At 41.7% G+C, this 23102-nt stretch carries 20 protein-coding genes; 10 read left to right on the top strand and 10 right to left on the bottom strand.

What is annotated here, in order from left to right; genetic code table 11:
* Positions 1-18 precede the first annotated feature (18 nt).
* The 5 genes from AB5542_RS04810 (at position 19) to AB5542_RS04790 (ending at position 5894) form a co-directional block, all read left to right on the top strand.
* Positions 19-1443: a RagB/SusD family nutrient uptake outer membrane protein gene (locus tag AB5542_RS04810; protein ID WP_270543192.1), complete on the top strand. Its 1425-nt coding sequence runs from the start codon at positions 19-21 to the stop codon at positions 1441-1443.
* A 10-nt stretch (positions 1444-1453) separates the two neighbouring features.
* The gene (locus AB5542_RS04805) at positions 1454-2182 is read left to right on the top strand and encodes a DUF4843 domain-containing protein (RefSeq protein ID WP_270543193.1); all 729 of its coding nucleotides are present in this window, start codon (positions 1454-1456) and stop codon (positions 2180-2182) included.
* A 12-nt stretch (positions 2183-2194) separates the two neighbouring features.
* The gene (locus AB5542_RS04800; protein ID WP_279039414.1) at positions 2195-3691 is read left to right on the top strand and encodes a PKD-like family lipoprotein; all 1497 of its coding nucleotides are present in this window, start codon (positions 2195-2197) and stop codon (positions 3689-3691) included.
* Entirely contained in the window at positions 3691-4860 is a 1170-nt protein-coding gene (locus tag AB5542_RS04795; RefSeq protein ID WP_118261162.1) for a thioredoxin family protein, read from the top strand. The genes AB5542_RS04800 and AB5542_RS04795 overlap by 1 nt, the downstream gene beginning before the upstream one ends.
* A 155-nt stretch (positions 4861-5015) precedes the next feature.
* Positions 5016-5894 (top strand): carbohydrate kinase family protein, encoded by an 879-nt coding sequence (locus tag AB5542_RS04790; protein WP_279039454.1) that lies wholly within the window; start codon positions 5016-5018, stop codon positions 5892-5894.
* A gap of 5 nt (positions 5895-5899) precedes the next feature.
* Here the strand turns inward: AB5542_RS04790 and AB5542_RS04785 are convergent, their stop codons facing one another.
* Together AB5542_RS04785 and AB5542_RS04780 are read right to left on the bottom strand one after the other, a co-directional pair.
* Entirely contained in the window at positions 5900-6829 is a 930-nt protein-coding gene (locus AB5542_RS04785) for a DUF1848 domain-containing protein (protein ID WP_279039413.1), read from the bottom strand.
* Complete coding sequence (locus AB5542_RS04780; RefSeq protein ID WP_118304759.1) at positions 6826-7431, bottom strand: GNAT family N-acetyltransferase; 606 nt, start codon at positions 7429-7431, stop codon at positions 6826-6828. The genes AB5542_RS04785 and AB5542_RS04780 overlap by 4 nt, the downstream gene beginning before the upstream one ends.
* Before the next feature lie 128 nt (positions 7432-7559).
* Between AB5542_RS04780 and AB5542_RS04775 the strand changes: the two genes are divergently transcribed.
* Entirely contained in the window at positions 7560-8642 is a 1083-nt protein-coding gene (locus AB5542_RS04775; protein ID WP_279039411.1) for a tyrosine-protein phosphatase, read from the top strand.
* Positions 8643-8701: 59 nt separating this feature from the next.
* Here AB5542_RS04775 and AB5542_RS04770 read toward each other — a convergent pair whose 3' ends face one another.
* The 5 genes from AB5542_RS04770 to AB5542_RS04750 form a co-directional block, all read right to left on the bottom strand.
* Positions 8702-9436: a class I SAM-dependent methyltransferase gene (locus AB5542_RS04770; protein ID WP_279039409.1), complete on the bottom strand. Its 735-nt coding sequence runs from the start codon at positions 9434-9436 to the stop codon at positions 8702-8704.
* Positions 9437-9480: 44 nt separating this feature from the next.
* Positions 9481-10050: a flavodoxin family protein gene (locus AB5542_RS04765; RefSeq protein ID WP_279039453.1), complete on the bottom strand. Its 570-nt coding sequence runs from the start codon at positions 10048-10050 to the stop codon at positions 9481-9483.
* Positions 10051-10174: 124 nt separating this feature from the next.
* The gene (locus AB5542_RS04760; protein ID WP_279039407.1) at positions 10175-11068 is read right to left on the bottom strand and encodes a DUF4261 domain-containing protein; all 894 of its coding nucleotides are present in this window, start codon (positions 11066-11068) and stop codon (positions 10175-10177) included.
* 149 nt (positions 11069-11217) lie between these two features.
* Positions 11218-11793, bottom strand: coding sequence for an RNA polymerase sigma factor (locus tag AB5542_RS04755; protein WP_118261155.1), 576 nt, complete (start codon positions 11791-11793; stop codon positions 11218-11220).
* A 9-nt stretch (positions 11794-11802) separates the two neighbouring features.
* Positions 11803-12162: a hypothetical protein gene (locus tag AB5542_RS04750; protein ID WP_182002193.1), complete on the bottom strand. Its 360-nt coding sequence runs from the start codon at positions 12160-12162 to the stop codon at positions 11803-11805.
* Between the two features lie 740 nt (positions 12163-12902).
* On the opposite strand from AB5542_RS04750, the gene AB5542_RS04745 reads away from it, so the two are divergent.
* From AB5542_RS04745 to AB5542_RS04730, 4 genes are read left to right on the top strand one after another with little or no spacing between them, the layout of a single operon-like run.
* Complete coding sequence (locus AB5542_RS04745; protein ID WP_279039404.1) at positions 12903-14168, top strand: uracil-xanthine permease family protein; 1266 nt, start codon at positions 12903-12905, stop codon at positions 14166-14168.
* A 46-nt stretch (positions 14169-14214) separates the two neighbouring features.
* Complete coding sequence (locus tag AB5542_RS04740; protein ID WP_279039402.1) at positions 14215-14937, top strand: MBL fold metallo-hydrolase; 723 nt, start codon at positions 14215-14217, stop codon at positions 14935-14937.
* A 47-nt stretch (positions 14938-14984) separates the two neighbouring features.
* Entirely contained in the window at positions 14985-15359 is a 375-nt protein-coding gene (locus AB5542_RS04735) for a VOC family protein (protein WP_118450773.1), read from the top strand.
* 54 nt (positions 15360-15413) lie between these two features.
* Positions 15414-16607, top strand: a complete 1194-nt coding sequence (locus AB5542_RS04730; protein ID WP_279039401.1) for a DUF4272 domain-containing protein — start codon at positions 15414-15416, stop codon at positions 16605-16607.
* Positions 16608-16712: 105 nt separating this feature from the next.
* Here AB5542_RS04730 and AB5542_RS04725 read toward each other — a convergent pair whose 3' ends face one another.
* Genes AB5542_RS04725 through AB5542_RS04715 form a run of 3 tightly spaced genes read right to left on the bottom strand, consistent with a single transcriptional unit; the run spans position 16713 to position 23033 of the window.
* Positions 16713-18026: a TlpA family protein disulfide reductase gene (locus AB5542_RS04725; protein ID WP_158571899.1), complete on the bottom strand. Its 1314-nt coding sequence runs from the start codon at positions 18024-18026 to the stop codon at positions 16713-16715.
* A gap of 37 nt (positions 18027-18063) precedes the next feature.
* On the bottom strand, positions 18064-19614 hold the full coding sequence (locus AB5542_RS04720; RefSeq protein WP_118304743.1) for a RagB/SusD family nutrient uptake outer membrane protein: 1551 nt from the start codon (positions 19612-19614) through the stop codon (positions 18064-18066).
* A gap of 17 nt (positions 19615-19631) precedes the next feature.
* On the bottom strand, positions 19632-23033 hold the full coding sequence (locus AB5542_RS04715; protein ID WP_279039399.1) for a SusC/RagA family TonB-linked outer membrane protein: 3402 nt from the start codon (positions 23031-23033) through the stop codon (positions 19632-19634).
* Between the last annotated feature and the right edge of the window lie 69 nt (positions 23034-23102).

Below are 23102 nucleotides of genomic sequence, written 5' to 3'. Positions count from 1 at the left end.
TCATAAATACGAGTAATGATGAAAAAAGTAATAATATACACGCTGTTGATGTTCGGTTGCTTGTCGATATTGACATCTTGTGAGGATTGGTTTGATGTCAGTCCTAAGGTTGAAATCAAGGAAGACGATTTATTTAAGGACGAAGATGGTTATTTCGATGCTTTGGTCGGAGTCTATTCTATTATGGCTTCGGAGAATTTGTATGGTAAGAATATGACCATGGGTTTTATGGATGCCTTGGTGCAGAATTATTATATCACGAGTGCCGCCCATCCTTTTTATTACGCATCCAAATATGATTATACGCATAATGCTAGTCAGACGATTATTGATAAGTTCTGGGAAAAGATGTACGAGGCGGTCGTGAATACCAATAATGTTTTGACACGACTGGAGAAAGCGAGTAAATCTATGTTTTCTGATGATAATTATAATCTGATTAAAGGCGAGGCTTTGGCTTTGCGGGCTTATCTTCATTTTGATCTGTTACGTATGTTCGGGCCTTCATTCAAAATGGATAAGGATCGGAAATGTATTCCGTACGTGAAAACGGTTTCCAAGGAGAACACGCCGTACAGTAGTCCCGTGGAGGTTGTTAATGCCTGTGTGGCGGATTTGGAGAAGGCGTTGACTTGTCTGGTGAATGATCCTGTGAAGAATAGTGTTCAAGAGACGGATAATATCTATTTGATGAACCGGAAGACCCGGCTGAATGTTTATGCCGTGCAGGGACTACTGGCAAGAGTTTATATGTATGGCGACAATAAGGGAAAAGCGTTGGAATATGCGTTGAAACTCGTTGATAATGATTCGTTACCTTTAACGACAAATATCTCTGGAGTTCGGAATGATCGGGTGTTTTCGCAAGAGTTGCTATTCGGACTTTTCGTGGATAAAATTTCCACCTGGGCGGATGACTTCTTTAAATCCAGTTCGATGGGATATGATTTGCAACAGTTGGAGTATTATTTGGATTTGATGTATGACAAAACTGCTGGATTGGGAAATGACGTCCGGTATAGTGAGCTTTTTGATATTGCGGATTATTACGGAAAACAGAAGAAGTATTTGCAACTTTCAACGGATAATTATAATGCAAAGTATCGGGTACCGATGTTACGTCTTTCTGAAATATATTACATTGCGGCGGAATGTACGACGGACTTGGGAGAGGCTGCTCGTTGGCTGAATCTTGTACGTAAGGCTAGAAATTTGGAAGAGAAAAAATTCAACAGTTTTAGTGAGGTTCAGGCTTATTTGACGGCGGAGTACAGGAGGGAATTTTATAGTGAAGGCCAATTATTTTATCGTTATAAATGGTTGAATGCGTCAGCTATTGATTATTGTACTATAAATATTGCCGATAAGCTTGAACAGGTTTATATTCTTCCCTTACCGGATCAGGAAAAAGAGTTTGGGGGAGTAGCGAATGGAGATAATTAAGAAGGAGGTTATGATGAAAACAACAAATATATTTATACTGGGATTGTTGATGCTCGTTGCTGTTATCGGGTGTTCAGAACAAGATGATTTTGACTACACGGGGGGAGCACAGGTGTATTTCAAGCGAGTTGCCGGATCGGGAACTGCGGATAGTGTCACGTACTCTTTTGCTGTCCGGGATAATGATTTGGAAATGGATGTTATCGAGATCCCCCTTGTTGTTACCGGTAAGGGCGTGGATTATGACCGGGAGGTGAATCTTGTCGTGGTGGACGAAAAGACCACTGCGGTAAAGGATGTTGACTACGTGATGGAAAAAGTGGTGTTTACAGCCGGGGCGGTAGAAACTGTTTTAAAGGTCCGGGTAAATCGCACGGAAGGGTTGAAACAGGAGGAACGTGCCATATTTTTGCAAATTCTACCAACAGAAGGGTTAGGCGTGGATGTCGATACGACGTGGGTGGATTACAAGATAAAGATAAATGATATTCTGACTAAACCGGCACGTTGGATTTATGAGTGTCAGCCTTATTTCGGAACGTATAGTAAGGTGAAATATCGTTATATTATTGATGTTTTGGGAATATGGGATTTCCCGGATAGTGGGGATAATGCGATACCCAAGGGACAAATGCTGTTTTATAAAGACAAGATGAAGAGTGAGTTGGCGAAGTGGGAGAAGGAGAATAACAAACAGATGTTGGATGAAAATAATGTACACGTGGATTTTGACCGGTAAAATGAGCATATTATGAAAAAATGGATGAAATTATATAGTATAGTGTTGTGTTCTCTATTTGTGTGGAGCTGTTACGATGATAAGGGAAACTATGATTATTCGGACTTGGGAGAAGTGGTGTTGGAAATTGAGAACGAAGAAACTGTTATGTACGGGGAGGCTTTGGAGATGACTCCGAAAGTAACTTTGAAAAGAACGACTGAGGATCAGTATGCCTGGGCTTGGGAAGTAGCTTTGAAAACAAGTAGTTCGGTGCCGGAGTTTAAGCGAATAGCGGAAACGAAGGTGTTGAATATCGATGATTTTAGGGAAGAAGTCGGTTCGTATGATTTACGCTTTTGTGCGATTCATAAGGCCTCGAAGGTGGAGACCTACGCCTATTGTAAACTGACGGTTGATAACGGATTGTCAAAGGTATATTTACTATTGTCGCAACAAGCGAATGGGCAGTATGATATTGATGCGGTTACGCATCCCGGAGGTATTGTGCGCTTGAATCAGTATTCCCTCATTAATAACGAGTATATTCCGAATGCGGAGAAATTGTTTTATGTGAATAGTGCCCAGACACGTGACGAACTGTTGTACTTGACACAGACGGAAGGCGGAAAGACGATAAGTCCTATTGATCTGGCTTACCAGGGGGAGGCCGATGGATGGTTCTTCGATGCACCGGAACACCTGCGAGTATCTCATTTGGTGACCGATTATTCGGCCAGAGATCAGTTTATGGTTTGCGACGGGGGAATTCATTACATGAATAACGTGCAGGTCCCGTTGAAAGCCTCTGTTCGTTGTCGTTTGGATGATTTAGATTACAATATTACTGGGGTCGGTACTATGCACAATTCCAGTGGTTTGGGAAGGTATGCTTTTTATGATGATAAGAACGGGCGTTTCTTGGAATGGAAGTTTGCTTATGGGCAGAATTATCTGGGAGAATTGACGGCTGATGCCACGGTGCCTTTTGACCCGTTGAAGATAAATAAACGGTTCATACAGGATATTAGCGGTAAAGAAGATCGTTGCTGGTTCCTGTTTGATGACGGGACGGATATGTATCTTTACACGTTTAAAGATGGTGCTGGGGTGTATTATAACGTGACGCTTGTGCCTTACGAGGCTCCGGTGAAACTGGATGCCGTTCTGCGTGAGACCTTTTCAAAAGCGACTGCTTTCTGTGCGTTGAAAACGGCGGATAAGTTTTATTATGCCGTGGATAACGTGATCTGGATATATAATGCCTCTACACACAAGACAGAACCTGAGCCATTTTATACCGATCCGGATGCTAATATGCGATTCGTGAAGATATATTACCGAGATAAGGATGAGGCAGAAGTCGTGTTTGCCGGGAATAGTGGTGACGAGGGACATTTCTATCAGATAAAGGTGGATTACACGGGACGTCTGGCAGAGCCGACGGAAAAGGAGCCGGAACCGTTTAAATCGTATCGTGGTTTCGGGAAGATAAAGGATTTTGTTTATAAGTATAAGGCTGTATCTTAATGAGAGTGTTATTGTTTTTTATGCTGGGGGCTTTTCTGATCGGGGAGGCCTCGGCTCAAAATCGTTCTATTGAATTTCGTAAGGACGAGTGGAAAAAAATATTGGAGATTGCGAAATCGGAAAATAAGATGATTTTCGTGGATTGTTACACATCATGGTGTGGACCATGTAAAATGTTGTCGAATACCGTGTTTACGAATGATTCTGTGGCGGATTTCTATAATCAACATTTTATAAATGTGAAGGTGGACATGGAGAACGGGGAAGGGCCCGAATTGGCCAAACGATACGAGGTGAAAGCTTTTCCGACACTTTTGTATATTGATAAAACAGGAGAACTGGTTCATTGTGTCGTGGGATTTCAGTCCGTGCAAAAGTTGATAGAGGAAGGAGGTATTGCGATGGATGGAGGAATGAGTTTTCGGGCTTTGAAGAAACGTTATGATGCGGGAGAGCGAAACCCGGAGTTCGTGAGGACGTATATTGCTCAATTAAGCGAGTCGTATCGACCTAAATTGCAGGAAGAGGTAGCAACCGAATATATAAACACGCTGGACGAGGATCAGTTTTATTCTCGTGATTGCTGGAATATCATAATTTATAATTTGTCGGACCCGTTGTCCCCTTTGTTGAAAAAGTTAGTGAAGAATCGTGAGCGTTTTTACCGGATTATTGCGAAAGATACCGTGGATCTATTTATTGATTACACTTTTAGAAGTAAGGCCGGGGGATTTACATGGTGGGAGGCCGGGAAGCATGGAGTTTTTAACCAGAAAGTGTACGATGAATATGTAGCTTATTTGTTGACACTGAATTTACCGGAAGTACCAAGGTATCTGGCGACACTTTATGCGGCTCGTGAGGTGGCAGACGGTGATTACCGGGGAATGCTGGATGAGATGCACAAGGCTCTGAGTTACGGTTTCTTTTATGGAGATAATAAATTGAGTTATATCCAAAGTTATATTATCCGGTTGGAAAAATGTGATGATGTTTCTTTGAAACAAGAGGCGATCGGGTGGATGGAAACGTTGATGGATGAGTATCCGGTAGGGTATTACAAGTCTGAGTACATGAGATTGAAAGCCCGGTTATTACGGGCTTTGGGAAAAGAGAAGGAAGCTACCGATTTGGAGACTGAGGCTCGAAAAGTTAGAATGATGCACTGATTTGTGTGAAAGGTTTATTACAACAAAACGGGAGAGCTTTTACCTCTCCCGCTTTGTTGTAATGAGTTTGTTAAAACTTATCCGTAGTTCTGTTTGTTTTTTCATATCAATTGCCTTCTTTTGTATATGCATTTTATGACTAAATACACGTGATGATGAATGATATTATCGTGGGAATCGGAGAGGTTCTTTGGGATGTGTTTCCGGAAGGAAAAAGGATTGGCGGGGCTCCTGCTAATTTTGCTTATCATATGTCGCAATTCGGTTTTGATAGCCGGGTGGTGAGTGCTGTGGGGGAAGATGTGTTGGGAGATGAGATTCTGGAAAATTTTAACGGGAAGGGGCTACGCTATTGGGTGGAGCGGGTGCCTTTCCCGACGGGTATCGTTGAAGTTACGCTGGATGGAGAGGGGATTCCTTGTTACGAAATAAAACAGGGCGTGGCGTGGGATAACGTACCGTACACCCCGGAACTTGATCGATTGGCTTGTCAGGTTCGTTGTGTTTGTTTTGGGTCTCTGGCTCAACGGAATGTGGTAACTCGTACAACGTTGAACCGATTCTTGGAGGCCATGTCCGGGGAGTCATATAAAGTTTTTGATATAAATCTTCGTCAGCATTTTTACACGGTAGAGGTTTTGAAAGATTCTTTGGCCCGGTGTAATATATTGAAGTTGAATGATGAAGAATTGGTTATTTTATCCGATTTATTAGAATTGTCGGAAGAATCGGTAGAAAAGAGGTGTAGGGAGATGATGGATCGGTTTGATCTGGAGGTGTTGATACTTACGTGTGGGGTGCAGGGAAGTTACGTGTTTGCGGGTGATATACGGTCATTTCTGGATACCCCTCATGTGAAGGTGGCAGACACGGTGGGAGCAGGGGATTCTTTCACGGCAGCATTTTGTGCTGCGGTTTTGAAAGGGAGATCAATGGTTGAGGCTCATCGTTTTGCCGTGGAGGTTTCCGCTTTTGTTTGTAGTCAGACGGGGGCAATGCCAATGTTGCCTGATGAGTTGAAAGGGTGGCTTTAATTCTGTCAGAATAACGTGGGATCACGTCTGAGGCTATACATGGCTCGATCTTTTATGATGTCGTCATCGTTTACCTGTCCAATGAGTTTCGGGGAGGCGGGATCATGCTTTTGTAGGTTACGGAGCGGTTTGTGTTCGGCCGTGTTAGCGTAACAATAGAGGCAGCCATTGAAACAGGTGTCATAGGTGCCGATGTCTATACTTTCAATACAGCGACAAACGTCTCGTTGGTTTTTATCTTTCTGTGTGGAAATCGGATAGCCTGTGAGTCTTTCTATTAATTCCCGGTCAATACACATTCCGGCAGGAATTCCCATGGCGGAAAGGTCTACTTTCCGGGTACAGGTGTTTAGTTGAATTGGGGTCGAGGAGATGGACTGCCGGAAAGAATATGCCATTTCCCGGATCTCTTCCAGTGTAAGCGGGTGTATATTCTGGGAAGAGAGGGACGGACGGATATGTTTGTAATAGTCAATAAAGCTAATCATACATTTTTCGGTGTGATCTTTGAGCTGAGTGGCAATTTTGAAGAAAGTAGTTTTGTGAAAATCCGTGTTATAGGTTTTGTTTGTCAAGATCGGATCATAACGCCAGATAACCCTCTCTTTACCAATGAGGTCTGAGAGGCGTTTGAAGGTGTCTATTCTTTGTCCGAAAGAGGGTAGATTGGTTTCAATTTCTTTCCCGTAGGCGTTAAGTGTGAATTGAAAGTAATATTTGAAATCTTTTAGATGGTTAAGTTTATCGAGCATAGGAGCCGGATTTTTGGTCCAGAATACAATACAGTCCACCACATCCGGTGTTAGTTTGACCCGGCTGATTTGTTTCGGGTTGAAAGGGTTTGGGACAAGAATGTATTTTTCCCGGATACGGTTCAGAAACCATGTCGAGTAGAATGAGGGGATGTCTGTTCTTCTGCTTGCACTGATGATCATATAGAATAGTTTAACTTTTTATCTTCAATCACCTCGATAAAATGGACCGGATATTTATCCCAGTATTTTTTATAAACTCTATCCTCTTGTCCATCGAAATTTAATTGGTACATTCTGAACGTGACTAGGATGTTTTTGGGCTGCCATAATTCCTCGTAAGAGTATTGGTAGTGCATACCAATATTTTGCATCACTTTTCCACTTCTTGGATTTTTAACATCATGTGTTGCCGTGATGTAAGGAATACCTGATTGTTTTACCACATTTATGATAGTCTGGCAAGCTTCTGTACAAATTCCTTTATGCCAGAACTCTTTTCTAAGCCCGTAGCCTAAATCATGACTATCATCACTGGATACGTGAATATAACCGATCGGTAGATTATTTTCTTTCAAACAGATAGCATAGTGGAAACCTCTGTTTTGAATGTGGTTCGAGATGTATTTGTTTTGAATGTACGCCTTTGTTTCTTCTATGTTTTTTAAAGGGAACATGGGTAAAAATGTATTTACTTCTTTGTCACTTAAAACGAGAAATAAGGCATCTGCATCTTTTTCTGTAAATTGTCGTAAAATTAGCCGTTCTGTTTCTATATAATTCATTGTTCCGTATTTGTATTCTGTGCAAAGATACGAAAAGAGCCAAAGTAATTGTTCCTTCACAAGAATGTAATCGTTCGGTAATATTACAAGCTTTTCTTTGTGGCGTCAAATGAAAAGAAAAAAAGATTATGAAAGAGTATTTATTAAGAATGAGTAAGTGGTGTTTTGTTTCTGCCATGTTGATTGGAGTGGTAGCCTGTTCGGATGATGATTCAATCGATACGAGTTTGTATTCGGGGACGGATATAAGTTCTTATGCGACAATAAAAGCCGATAAAGAGTCTAAAAAGACCAGTATAGAGATATTGAAAGAGGGGGAGTGGAAAGTGTATGGCGGGGAAAATAGTAATTCTATTCTTTTTGATGAACCTTTGTTACAAGGAAATACGAAGGGAACGACGGAATTGAACACGGGAAAATATCAGCTCTATTGCTTGGAATGGGCCGGTGGAGCTAGAACGGCCTTGGGATTAAGACAATTGCCGATGGTGGGACAGTCTAATTTCCGGGATCTGGGAGGTTATAAAACGAAGGATGGACGCCGGGTGAAGTGGGGATTGGTGTTCCGTTCAGGAAAATGTAACAGTCTCTCGGAAGATGATTTAGCGTATTTGGCAACGATTCCCTTAAAGACTGTGATCGATTTCCGTTCAAGTAGCGAACAAGAGGCAGAACCGGATAAGGTTCCCACGACAACAGTGAATTGTATTAATTATCCGATCGAACCCGGAAATTTGTCTTCCATTGATGTTTCGGATGTTATCAGAAGAGGGGATGTGGAGGGGGCTAAACAATATCTGGTAGACGGGAATCGGGAGTTTGTTATCAGCTTTCAGGCAGAATATAAATCTTTTTTCGAAACGTTGATGGAGACGGACAAGACCCCGTTGATGTTCCATTGCACGGCTGGAAAGGATCGGGCCGGATTTGCGGCAGCCTTGTTTTTGGCAGCTTTGGGTGTTGAGCGGGAAACGATAATTGAAGACTATATGCTGACAAACGAGTTGACAGGTGTGACCATGGAGGCGATGAAAGCTCTTTACGGGGATAATAAGATGGCAGAATGTATGTATTATATTAGTTCCGTGCAGAAAGAGTATATCGAAATGGCATTAACCACGATAGACGAGAATTATGGCGGAATGGATAAGTTTTTAGTGCAGCAGTTGGGGGTGGACGTGGAGAAACTTCGTAAGTTGTATCTGTATTAGAATTAGGGGTTTTGTGTTGAGGCTATTCCCGGAAAAGGGAATAGCTTTGTTGTTATGTTTTATTTCTTGACCGCAGAGATGATTAACATCATGGGACGTCGTAGCTCGTCACGCATACCCGGAATGGAATCCAGAAGAGTTTTATCCGGTTCCGATTCCACGAGTCCGGTGATTTCGAAACCGTTTTGGATAAGCCCATTTACATAGGTAGTTAGTGTTTTGTGGAATTTGGTCACCTTTTCGCCCAAGAAAATGGCCTCTCGTTTTCCTTCCGAGAAATAGCGGTCCACCGGCCAGTGGAGTATGTTTCTTTGTTTGTCATAGAACCAGTCTTGACTACCGTAAGCTGTAAACACGGGATGCTCGACAGAGAAAACAAAGGCTCCCCCGGGAGTGAGGCATCGGTGTACCTTCTTGCAAATATCCGGAAATGATTCCAAATAATGAAAGGTAAGAGAGCTGATGACAATGTCATAACTCTCTGGTGTGTAATCAAAGTCTTCGATCGCCATACATTTGTATTCGATGCGAGGAGAGTTGTTTCGTTTGGTGGCCTCTTCCAACATTTTGTGTGAAAGATCAATTCCCAAGGCGTGGACTGCGCCATGTTCAATAGCATATTGACAATGCCACCCGAAACCACAGCCTAAATCCAGTACTCGTTTTCCTTGGAAGTCCGGGAGCATTTTTTGTAATACGTGCCATTCCCCGGCTCCTTTAAGGCCATCTACGGAACGGGACATTTGACTATATTGATGGAAGAATTTCTCGTCGTCGTATTTATTTTCTTTCATGATAAAGTATAATTTCTCTGCGAAAGAGATTGGTGTGTTTACATTTACCGGATAAAGTTTGTCATTATTTTGGTTTCAGTTTCCGGGGCTGCAAGTGTATCTTTTGTTTGCTCTCTCATTTTCAGTAGCCATGCCATGTTTTTCCCAAGTATTCGCATGATTTGGTTTCCTTCTGCATCTTGAATGGCCTCTCCGGCTTTCAACCCGTGGATGATGTTCCAGTAATTAGATGAGGGAATAAGCATTTCAGAATACGTGAGATAATGATACAGCCCGTCGAGTGTATGGGAACCTCCTGAACGACGAACAGCAACAATTGCTGTACCGACCTTGTGACGGAACCAGTTGCCATTAGCCCCGGAAACGTAGAATGCCCGGTCGAGAAAGCATTTCATGGTTCCGGCAATACCGGAAAAATGAACGGGTGAACCTAGGATAATGCCGTCAACGTCTTTGATCTTTTGTAGTAGTTCGTTGAATGAGTCGTTTGTGATTACGCATTTCTCGTTTTTGTTCCGGAAACACATATTGCATCCCATGCACCCGTGAATATTCTGGCTCCCGACTTGGAGTATTTCAAACTCTATGTTTTCTTTTTTTAATTCCTCACCAATGTTTTTTTAAGCATGGAAGGTGTTCCCCTGTGGATGGGGACTTCCGTTGATTGCTATTACTTTCATGTGTTTTTTGTTTTTGATTGTTGTTCTCTTTTACGAGTATTTTTGATAGATGTTCGGATTATTCCCTTTCACCTGCCGCATATTCTCCGGGACAGATGTCCATGACTTCCCGGTCGGGTTGGATGAGGGATCGTTCGTATTGGCATTTCCATTGTATGCTGCGGTCAATGCCTTGTTCCGAGATCCCGTCGATGGTTTCCCCGTCCTTGATGGAAGCGTCTGTGTCGAAAATGTATGCTGCGGCGTTGTAGGCATGGTTAACCACGGCATTGGGATCCAGATCGTGGAAATGGTACTGGATGTCAGGTAAACCGATAGCGTATAGTCCGAGCGTGTCCACCATCATGTCGTTCGTGTTTTGTATGTTGAAAAAACGAATGTTCATCCCGAAATGAAGGAATCGTGCGGGAGCGGCCCACGGGTTGTTTAAAACCTGTTCACGGGTTAGCAGTTTGCCGCTTGAGGGAGTCCACACGGCAACACAGTCCGGAAATAGTTCGAGGGTAGTTTTCAGCCATTCCGTTAACATGGCACAACGTTCTTTATAAGGGAGACCGGAAGCCATGAAGTCGGAAAGCATGATTTTATATTTGCAATTGGCGAGAATCTCGTCTTTTTCCGGGCAATCCCATAACTGACTGCGTTGCATCAAGTCGATATTGTTTCCATCGAAGTTTTCGAAGTCGGACATCAATACTTGTGCGGGCAGTCGTTGATTATCCTTGTATTCCACGATGTATTTCCAGATAGCAAAAGTTGAGAGAGAATCCTTCACGTTGGCTACTATATCTACCTTTTCGAATTTGGATAATAATGTTTTCTGAATATCCTTCCCGTCAGGGCGTGAACCTTTGTGGGTAAATAGCAGGTATATTTGGAATAGAGTTTGGAAATTTCCTTTCTCGTTCAGATTTTGGCGAAATACTTCCTGATCTTTTTGCTGATCGTCCATGTGTCGTGTTGTTTAAATGGTTAAAACTTTACTCGCAAACATACGGATTTTTTGTAGAAATACTTGCGCCTCATGTCTTGAAAATGTTAAGGGAATAGGGCTTTTGATGGTGAGTGGTGATCGCTTGACGGTTTCGGATGCAGAAGTACTTATTCGCCAAGTAGTTCTTCGTATATATTGTAAAGTCTTTCCCGGAGATATAGAACGGCATATCGTTTCCGGGAAATAAGGGTGTTGACTGGAATACCGGAACTTTCTGATATTTCTTTGAATGAAAAGTTCTGTAATTCATTCAACTCGAATACAATTCGTTGCTCGTCGGGAAGTTCTGCCAAGGCCTTGTCAAGTTCTTCCCAGACCAATGAGCGCATGTATTCTTTTTCCGGAGAATTGTCCGCATCAAAGAGACATTCGGATACTTCTTTCAGGATAAACGTTTCTCCCTCTTCTGTTCGGGCTTGCGGTATTTCTTTTTCCCGGTGTTTTCTTTTCCGGTCAATGATAAGATTGCGGGTAACTGTGTAGAGCCAAGCCGAAATTTGTTGCACGGGAGGAGCCACCGGGTCCGTTTTAAGTAACTGGTAAAAGACATCTTGTAGGATGTCTTCCCGGTCTTCTTTGGCGGTAACCCGTTTGGCAATGAAACTTTTTAGTTGCCCCTGATATTTCTTGAAAACCTCTGATATGTTTATCTTACGGGGAGGCTGGTCTTGTTGCTTATCCATTGTCGAGGGTTATTCTTTTGGCTTTTCTTCTCCGAAAATGTCATCGTTGAATACTTGTTGGCGTTCTTCAAATCGTTGACGGATATAGTTCCGTCGTTCTTCCGGAGACATATTTTTGACTTTCCCCCATAAATGGTGTAAATGTTCGGGTTTTCCGGGAGGTCTCATGAATCCGTGACCATGGAAACCACCGAATAATAAGCGGGTGAGGACGAAAAGTCCAAGAGCTTGCCAGTAATTGATAGTTGTCCAACCGATGATGGAGGGAATCAAGTAATTCCATAAAAGCATGATGGCGGCAACAATGGCAGCCAGACCGATAAGCATGAATAGGGAGAATACTCCTCTGTTTTGTCTAAAATTTCTCATGACGTTTATTTTAGCATGTCGTGTAAATTTGATATATCTTCGTGAAATCTTGCAACAAATATACGGATATTGCAAGTAATACTAGAACTCCCAAAAGAAGAATGTAAGGAAGTAATATTTCGAAGTCTTTGAGCAGTGTTTCTTGATAGCGTTTCATGGCTTTGTTTGTTTTAAATTTATATTTATTGACTAGCCTTTCTATTATTGTAGACGAATGAGAAATAATAATATTTTAAAAACCTGTTTAAATTTTGCGTTGATAAGATAAAAATATTGGGGCCAGTTGTTCAAGAGACAGGTTATTCCAAGGTTTAAGATTACCACGTCATTAAATGACCATGAATAAGATTTATCTAACAACCTTGCAGGAAGAGGAATTTTTGAGTCTATATATCTTTTTTTAGATCAACTATCTTGATATAAGATAGTTATCTGCCAATAAGTGCTTCACTACTCATCTAATACGCTGTTACTCTATTGTTTGGCTAGGTCTTCTCCGTGCTTTCTCCGTGCTTTCTCCGTGTCTCTTGCGAGTGATCGCCGGAGGAAATACATTTAAACGCGGCATGAATCAAGACGGAGACATATAGGAACACCGAAGGAACATTGGCATGACCTAGAGGTAATCAAGCAACGATAAAAGTTTGTTCAACAAAATTTAAACAGGCTTTAAATGTTCTCGTTTTTTTTTGAATAGGAATCTATAAAGTGCTATTTTTACATACTAAAATTCGAAGAATATGAAATACGAGTTGAATGATAAGCCGGGGATTTTACCCATGTTGATGTACGGGTTGCAGTGGTGGATTGTCTCCCTTCCTTGTGTGGTGATCATGGGAATTATCGTGTCGCAACTTCATTACACGGATGTGGCAGAACAGACATTTTATTTGCAAAAATTGTTCGGGATCATGGGGATAGCGATGATTGTACAAGTGTTGTGGGGACATCGGTTGCCGCTGATTATCGGACCGGCATCGGTGTTGTTGATTGGGATTCTATCCACCGTGTCGTCGGGGATTCCGGCTGTTTACACGGGGATTATGGTGGGCGGTCTCGTGTTGACCGTGCTGGCATATAGCGGGTTATTGGGAAAGTTGCAATTCGTGTTTACACCCCGTATTGTGACGGTGATCTTGATTTTGATCGCTTTCACGCTGACGCCGGTGATCTTAAAACTGGTGTTGGGAGATGCGGTACATGCCTTGTTTAATCTGTTTTTCACGCTGGTGATGGTGCTGGCTTTGGTAATCGGGAATAAATTGTTGCGGGGAATATGGAAGTCAACCACGGTGTTATGGGGAATTGTGGGGGGCGTGTTGGTGTATTACGGGGTGTTTGGTTTTCCGATGTTGCCTTCAACGGAAGCCGGGATAATACCGGAACAAGCAACTGTTTTTAATTTCCCATTGGACTTCGAGGCGGGGACGATTCTGGCCTTTTTATTTTGTTATATAGCTTTGATTGTGAACGAGCTTGGTTCGATACAAGCCGTAGGACATATGTTACAGGCTGATCGAATGGATCAGCGTACAACTCGGGGTGTCGGGATCGTGGGAGTGACGAACGTCCTGTCCGGTTTGTTCGGCGTGATAGGTCCGGTGGATTATTCCATGAGTCCGGGGGTGATTTCTGCCACGGGGTGCGCTTCTCGTTATACCTTGTTACCTGCCGGGGCCGGGTTGATTTTGTGTGCTTTTTTCCCTTCTGTTGTGGGGATGCTGGTGACGATTCCGGGCGTGGTGATGGGTGCGATTTTGCTCTACTTGATGGCGACGCAATTGGCCGCCGGGTTACAGATGTTGGTGAGGGAGAAGGCGATCGCAGATTTCGATAGCGGGGTCGTTGTGGGGTTACCGTTGATGGTTGCCCTGTTGTTATCGTTTGCCCCGGAGGAGGTGTTGAATTTGATACCTTCTTTGTTCAAGCCGATTGTGGGGAATGGTTTCGTGATGGGGGTGATTACCGTGTTAATCATGGAACACTTGATTTTTAAGAAGAAATAACTTGTGACAGGAGTGTTTCGTATATAATAGAAAGATAGAAAATAGGATGAAATTAATTTATATATACCATAGTTGTTTTGCCTTAGTGGGAGAGAGTTTTACGGTAATCATTGATTATTATAAAGACTCGGCATCGCAACCGTTGACGGGAGTTGTACACGATGAGTTGATCAAACGACCCGGAAAATTGTACGTGTTGTCCTCTCATTCTCATGCTGATCACTTTAACCCGGAGGTGTTGAAGTGGAAGAAGATGCATCCGGACATTCAATATGTTTTTTCAAAAGATATTCTTGAAAATGGGTTGGCTCGATTGAATGATGCTTGTTATTTATCAAAAGGCGAGATCTGGTCGGATGGGGTGTTGGAGGTAGAGGCCTTTGGATCAACGGATTTAGGTATTTCTTTTCTTTTAGGGCTGGATGGGAAATTGATTTTTCATGCCGGGGATTTGAATAACTGGCATTGGAAGGAAGAATCGACAGAAGAGGAAGTTCGTGAGGCGGAAAACGCTTACTTGGCTGAATTGGAGATTCTTGTCCGGAGAACAGACCGGATGGATCTTGTGATGTTTCCCGTTGATCCCCGGTTAGGACGGGAATATATGTTGGGAGCCAAGCAATTCGTGGATCGTTTTCGTGTGAGGATGTTTGTCCCGATGCATTTCGATGAGAAGTATGCCCATACCCATGCTTTTCGAGAATATGCGGAAAGCCGGGGCGTGCGTTTCGTGGAATTGACTTACAGGGGAGAAGAGGTTAAAATTTAGAATGGGTAAATTTCTTCAATCTAAAATTATAAATTAAAAATTAATATATGGAAGTAAAGGGTAGATTTGATCATTTCAATTTTAATGTACTTGATCTGGATAGGAGTATTCGCTTTTACGAGAAAGCGTTGGGATTAAAGGAAGTACGTCGGATGGAAGCTCCGGATGGTTCTTTTATTTTAGTGTATATGGGAGAAGAGAAGACGGGTTTTCTATTGGAATTAACTTGGTTGAGGGATCGCAAGGAACCCTATGATCTAGGGGAAGGGGAGTTTCATCTCTGTATGCGTGTCCCTGGGGACTATGATGCCGTCCGGGCCTATCACAAACAGATGGATTGTGTGTGCTACGAGAACACGGATATGGGACTTTATTTTATCAATGATCCGGATGGTTATTGGATAGAGATTTTACCGGAGTAATCGTGAAAGAAAGAGTTCATTATCTTATCTTTGCTCTAAATTAAAAAGGAATATATGGAAAAAGCAAATTTAACTCTTTACACGGTAATCGGGGATTTCAGTCGTGTTGCCGAATCTATGCGTGTGCGTTTTCAGGACGTGACGAAGATGTTTACTCCCGAAGATGATCGCTGGATGATCTTGTTGCAGGATGATACGATGATCCGTTGCTCTATGATGGAGTCGGGAAGTCAGGCAGATCAAGTAGCTGAACACACGGAAGGTATGGCAAATTATTTTGCACGGGTAGACTCTCCCTTGACTGCCATTAAAGAGGAGGTGATTCGTCAGATACAGTGTTTTAATTGTATCGTGGGGATCGAGTTCGAACTGGATGATAACCAAGACCGGACGAGTTACATCATTAACACGTTTTATGACGTGGCGGGAGATGTGAATGGCTTTTTGCTTTATCCGAGTATGAGTCTTTTTGATAGCAAAGGAAAGTTGCTTTTTTCTGTCAAGGGCGAGAGTGAATACGAGACTTTCCGGCCGGTGGCGAATTCTGACTTGTTAGAGGTGGGACGTCCGGAGGCAGGAGACGTGGATCAAGCCCGTCGGGAACGTTCTTTCGTACGATTGAAAGAGGCGGGAGTGCCTTATATGGAACATTTACCTTGCGAGGTATTGGATTGTGAGGCGATGATAAGAAAGCCGGAAGAAATAGCTCGTCGTGCAGAAGCCTTGTTTGCCGTGGCCTTGTATTCAGAGGTGATGTTATCGGAAAACCCGGATCGGGAAGAGGCTTTAGGGTTTGTGGCCCGGGTTGACGAGGGGTATCATATCATGGATGAATTTACTCCGTTAGAAAGGGCTTATCTGGAAAATCCTTCTCCTGAACAATACGATTGTATCCAGTTTTTGTGGCGTTACGAGTGCTGTGCCGTGTTATTGTGGGCGTTGGGAATTGTCGAGTTACCTTATCCTTCGGCGATCTGTGACGTTCCGTATATCGCACGTTTATTTTTTGATCACAAGGAGAACGGGACGGTGTTGGGGTTGGGTGAAATTCGGGATCGGCAGGAGATTTTGGATGAGGCTGATCTGACGTTGCGTTATGATTGGGCTTGCGTGGATGCCCGTGTAAAAGGCGAGGAGGCTCCGGCGTCCTTGGATGGTGGTGTTGTGATGGAACGGCATTATGCTTTTAATTGGTTGATTGGGGCAAGTGATTGGGCAGAATGGGATGAGATTCAGCCGACAACATGAATTAATATGTGAAATATATTTGAATTATTATCTATTTAAAAGGAACTTTGGCGATACCTCAAGAGTGTCGCCAAAGTTTTCTAATATCAGAGTTCGGATTATAAATTATAAGGAAATAAGGGAATCCAGTAACTCCGTTGTTCGAGGATCCGTAGGACGACTCATATCTGCTTCAATAATTTTCCCCTCCCGATCCAATAATATAAAGCGAGGGATACTGCGTACGACAAAAGATTCTATAAAAGAATTTCCCCTTCCTCCATATAATTGTATTCCTTGCAGTTGTTCTGTTTTCACGAGTTTTTCCCAAGCTTTTTTGTCTCGGTCTGTCGAGATACTGACGAAGGCAATATCTTTTCCTTCATATCTTTGTATAAGTTGTTCCAGATAGGGTTGTTCGGCACGGCATGGACGACACCAAGTTGCCCAAATGTCGATATAAACGTACTTCCCAGCTAGATCGGTTAAGTTGACCTCTTTTCCTTCAATATCCAAACAGTTAAATGTCGGAGAGGGTTGTCCTTTTACCAATTTTAGCCATTTCTGGCATAAATCGTCGAATTTCAGCTTTTTTCCCGATGCTTTAACATTATCGTGATAAAAATGAACAATCTCTTCCAAATGGTCAGTTCCATTTTTTTCCACATAACGAGTTGTTATTTTATCCATCAAGAAGTCCTTGATTATTTGATTTTTGACCTGTTTGTCTATATATTCCATTTGTTTTTTCAAGAATCTCCATTCATTCTGTTCTCGTAAGCCCTTTAAGCCGAAGGCTTGCACTAAATTTTGAAGAGCAGTTTGGTATTCGGGCATATCTATCAACTCTTCTTCTTCCGGAATCTGTTGGGATATATAGGTGTAAAATGCATCCGAGGCTTCATATTCCTGTTTTTGAAGTTGATATTTCTGATAAGAAGGATAACGAGGTAGATAAGCATATATCAGGTAATGAATTCTTTTCTTCTCTATAGCTGTGAAGGCAGAGTCGAAATGCATACTATCTAACATCTCCGATAATTTTGTTTCCCATGTTTTCAAACTTTGTATGATCCCAGCCTCATCCGTTTTATAATCGGGATAAAATTCACGTAAAGTTTTATTATTCAGGTATTCATTCTTGGGAGCTCCGCTTCCTGCGAATTTGACCTCCATTTCCCAGTTTTCAATTTTTAGAAAAATCTCAAGATTCTTGTTCGGTTCGATGTAAATAGGAACAGAAACCCCGTGATAACGGAAAATGGCATAATCAGCCTTTTGTTTAGGATCCAATGTTAAAGCGGCACCACAAGTTTTATCAAGATAGGCTGTATAAACAGAATCCCGGGTTATAACAGAAACTGCAGAATCATTTTCCATCAATCCTTTCACGTGCATACGTACATCGGTTACAGGTGCTTGATAGCACGCTGTAACCATTGTGAGTAATATGACATAAATATACCACTTGCTCATATCAATACGTATTCTGTTCTAATTCGGGGTTCAATTTCAGTTCTTCTGACGGAATAAGGAAAACAATCCGACGGGAAGAGAGAGGATCAATTTCATTGTACTGATGACCGATATAATCCGGATAAACAGTTGTTACCTCCTCCCGTGACAGCTTTATTCCATTACGCGTGTAGTCATAGAATACTTGCGCTTCAAATGCTAATTCTCGACGTCTTTCCATAAAAATGGAATCTTTCAGTTGTTGCCCTCCAATTCCACTTAATGTGGTTAAGCCCGAGCGTTCTCGAATCTGGTTGAGGTCTATCAAGGCTTTTCCATCTTCTCCTAATTTAGCATAAGCCTCGGCTCGGTTCAAAATGACTTCTCCTGTACGAATGAAAATTGTCGGACATTCAAAGTCCACGAATCCAGGAAATAATTCAAATTCCCCTCCATCATATTTTGTTGTGGTATATCTTCCTTGATGTCGGATAGAAGGGGTGGTAAAGTATTTCCATCGGAGATCTTTCTCTTTATCCATAATTTTCTCGTAATCTTTGGAGATAACTGCCGGACAGGGAAATTCCTCTTTAGAGTCGGTAAATCCTGACCATGAATAATAGGAATGAAGATAGCTGGGACTATCTGAGGGAAAGTTTGCAGGATTGAATGCAAAAAGTACTTCCGGGTTAGTTTTCGGATCTTTCAAGTATAAATCCTTATATTCCTCTCCCTTGAGAATGTCTATTACGTCATTCTGAATTTCAAATACTTTATCTGCGTAAGTAATAGCCAGCTTGTTATACTCTTCATTCGGAGTGTTGGGCAGGCCTCCCATGTAAAGGTATACCCGGGAAAGCATTCCATAAGCGGCAGCTCGGTTTGCAAATGATCGATCTATTTTTTCATCTGGTAAGTATGATGCAGCTTCTTTGAAATCTTGAATAATACGTTCATAACAATCTTTTACACTACTTCTGGGTAACAATCGGCCGCTTCCAGTCGTGTCCAAAGGTATGCCCGGATTTTTTTCAGGCTCGTTCCAATATGGTAGTCCGAAAGCATTGACCGCATGGAAAAAGAGCAGACCACGAATAAAGTAATTTTCACCTTTTAATTGTTTCAGTTCATCTAGGCGGGACTGTTCGGTCGGTTCGGTTTCTAACAATTTTATGGCTTCGATATTTTTAGATGCTCCTATAACAATCTGGTTCATTTTAATCCACATTGGCCAGGCAAAAGACTGTTCTTTTTGATCGCTGTATAAATAAAAATGTGCATCCGGAGCTCCCAAGGAAATATCCGAAGTACCTTCAAACGGTTCTGCGAAGACGACATTGTTTCCTCTAAATTCTCCTAGGGTATGATAAACGACTTCATAAATATAGTCGAAATTAAAGCCTCCGACTTTCCCATAAAATAAGGCATACAAACCGGATGTTGCATTTACTACATTCTCAAATTTTTTCAGATAGGTAGAGGCATCCGACATATTGTGAGGTCGCATTTCATCTAGACGGGCATCACAACCTAAGAAAATCAGAATCCAAATGAAGCTAATATATCTTTTCATAATCAGTTATTTAACCATTAAAAAGTAAAATTCAAACCAAAGGCATAACGACGGGGAGCTGGCCAGTCTCCCAGGTTCTCCGGATCAGCTCCGATAAAATTGCGAGAAGTGATCACGCCGACATTATCACAGGTAAAACTTAATGACAAGTGCTGAATCCGTATTTGGCGTAACCATTTCTCAGGAAAATTGTAAGACAAGCGGATCTTAGAAAATCGAACGTGTCCGGAATTGATATATCCAAAAGAAGTTGTGCCATAAAGATTTTGTGTATACGAAGGATCGCTATTGACCATAGGAATATCTGCATCATCTCCAGGTTTTTGCCATATTTTTAATCCCGATGGTATTTTGTACATATTGTTATACAGCCAAGCAGTTCCGTCCGTGTAACTTGTTTTGAGAGAACTATATGCCTTATAACCAAAACTATAAGTCATGTGTAGGTAAAGTTCAAAGTTTTTGTATTGGAACGTGTTGGTAAATCCTCCGTAGTAGGGAGCCCGTTTTAATCCAATGTTCTGATAACTTAGTTCTCCGTTTCCAGAAGTTGCGTTGGTCAAGGTGTTTACGTACTCGATTGTACCATCCTCGTTTACCCGTTCGTAAATTGGTTTCCCGGTTTCTTTATCCACGCCGTTCACCTTCACTTTTTTCAACATATCGATATTGTCGCCTTCATAAAAAGTACGGCCTTCTCCGTCTACAAAATATCCATCATATAATTTTGTCAATTCATTCTTGTTGTGACTGAAGGTGAAAGTGGTATACCAGTTGAAAGTAGGTGATTTTAGAGTATGAGTGTTTAAAGTCAGTTCCACACCTTGATTTAACATTTCTCCTACATTTTTGTATTGGGCTCCTACTCCGATTGCAGCAGCGGTTGCAACACTCATGATTAAGTCACTATTGCGGCGTCTGTAGTAATCAGCATTTAAACGAATTCGGTCATTTAAAAATCCCATATCCACTCCTAGGTTAAAAGTATAGGCGGTTTCCCAGGTTAATTGGTCGTTCCCCAACTGATTGATCACGGCAGGATAAGAAGAGGGGTATAAGGGATGTTCACGGTAATAATCTTCGTAATCTTTCCCGATAGCATATAGAGTGTAGTTCAAGTAATCTATACCGGCTTCTTTACCTGAAGTTCCGTAACTTAAGCGTAATTTAAGGAAAGATAAAGCCTTTTGTTTTTGCATAAATTTCTCCGAGGATACTAGCCAAGCACCACTTATAGAATAGAACTTCCCGTAACGGTTATCCTTTCCGAAATTGGTAGAGGCATCTGTACGGAAAGATACCGAAGCCATATATTTGCCTTTATAGTTATAATTGGCCTCAGCAAAGAGAGAAAAACTTCCCGATTCACTCTCACTTCCGTCCGGCACGTAAGAGGATTGAATCTTTTTTCCAACTTTTGAGAATCCTCCTACATTTCTTTCACCAACAACACTTTGGTCATACATGGATAGATTTGAACTACGGGAGTGGCGTTCGTAATACTCTTGTCCTAAAAGTCCCGATATGTTATGGTCATTAAAACGATATTCCATCCGGAGAATGTTAGAAGTTAGGAAACTATCGTCTCGGGCATCACTGATATCCAAAATTCCGTTACTGAAGTTATTGTTGCTGTAATTTCCGGAATAGGTTCTACTATCCTGATAATTATTGGTATTGGAATAAATCCGTGTATAGGTATTTACGGAAGTGAAACTCATCCAACTAAAAGGATGTAACGTTCCGCTAAAAGAGCCCATTAGGTTGTCATTGTGGCTGATACTGCTGTTATATTGATTATCCATTAGGGGATTCACGAGGTCAACATTATACATGGCAAACCTTCTCCATTGTGGGATGCTCTTTTTTAGCTTGCCATCTTCGTCGTAAGGAGAAAGCCAGGGATGGTAGTCTTCAAAAGAACCGCTATTAGGACTTTCATACTTGGAGAATGTTCCGCTCAGATTGATTCCTAGGGTTAAGAATGGAGTAACATCATAATCCATACGTAATTTTAAAAAATTGCGAGTCAGGTAATTATCGATTTTTGTTCCTTTTTCATCAAAATAATTATAGGATAAATAGTAACTAGCTCGTTCGCTTCCCCCAGAAATATTGACACCTATACTTTTGGTAATCCCGTGTTGATATTGTAGATCTCGCCAATCGGTTGTATGGGAAAGATCAAAATTCTGGGATAAAGAGCTTAGCGTGTCTCGGATAAATCCATCTCGATCGGGATATTTAGCTTGTAAACTATTATTCCCATTCCACCAGTTCGTTAGGCTCATTTTACCGTAATCAAGTAGCTCCTCTGAAGTCATATATCGTAATCCTCCGAAGTTCTGAACGCTGAGACCAAATTTCATATCTACAGAAGTTGTTTGTCTACTTTTCTGACCTTTTTTCGTGGTAATCACGATTACACCCATGGCAGCGCGTGATCCGTAAATTGCAGAAGATGCTGCGTCTTTTAATACCGTTATTTCTTCTATGTCATTGGCTGCTACGACCCCGTTGATGTTGGTAAAATCAGTAACGATCCCATCAATCACGATCAAAGGATACTGTTTACTATCATATAACGTACCGACACCTCTTAATAGTAAAGAGTTGTTTCGTGCCGGGTTCCCGTCACTACCTGAAATTTGTAAGCCCGTCGTGTGTCCTTTCAAGGCTGACAAGATATCTCCATTAACCATGTTTTGGGCAACTTCTTTTCCATGAAACTGTTGTGCGGCCCCGGTCAATTCATTTACTTTTCGGACAGAATAACCGGTTACAACTACTTCATCCATTTCTGTGATATCTTCTTCCATTGTCACGTTAATTTCAATTTGCCCCTTATAAGGGATTTCTTGAGTTTTCATTCCGACAAGTGAAAATACTAAGGTTTGGTTACCTTGTGGAATTTGGAGGCTATACGAACCATTCACATCAGTTGCAACCCCTAACGTGGTTCCTTTGAGTAAAACGGTAGTTCCGGGTAGAGGAGTGCCCGACTGATCTAGCACAACCCCCTTTACTGTTCTATCTTTCTTTGCCTCTGTTTGGGGAATAGATTTTAATACAATCAATATCCGCTGATCTTTGTACTCAAAATCATAATTACTGTTCTTGAAAAGAATCCGTAATGCTTCCTCTACCGGGACCCCTGAAACATCCAAAGAAAATTTCTGATTTTTATCAATCACTCCCTCTTGATAACCGAAGGAAATATTTGTTTGTTTATTCATTAACAACAGGATTTCATCTAAAGATACATCCCGGACATGAATAGTTACCACTTTATTTTCAATAGAGAGGCTTAAGATCGGCTGAGCCGGATCGATTGCAGCCGTTGTCTGAATCGGCAGTAAAATTACCGCCAAAAGGAAATAAATACACCAAGCATTTTTTGCTACATACTTTTTTTTCATAATTTTGTATAGCATTTGGTAATACAAATTAAGTTCAACTTATTCACACATTACTGAATCACTGCTTTC

The organism is Butyricimonas sp. RTP31003st1_G1_RTP31003_210430 (assembly GCF_040920905.1).
GTDB classification, from domain to species: Bacteria; Bacteroidota; Bacteroidia; order Bacteroidales; family Marinifilaceae; genus Butyricimonas; species Butyricimonas paravirosa.
Note: the sequence above shows the minus strand (reverse complement) of the source record. Positions and strands in the feature narration are given on the sequence as shown.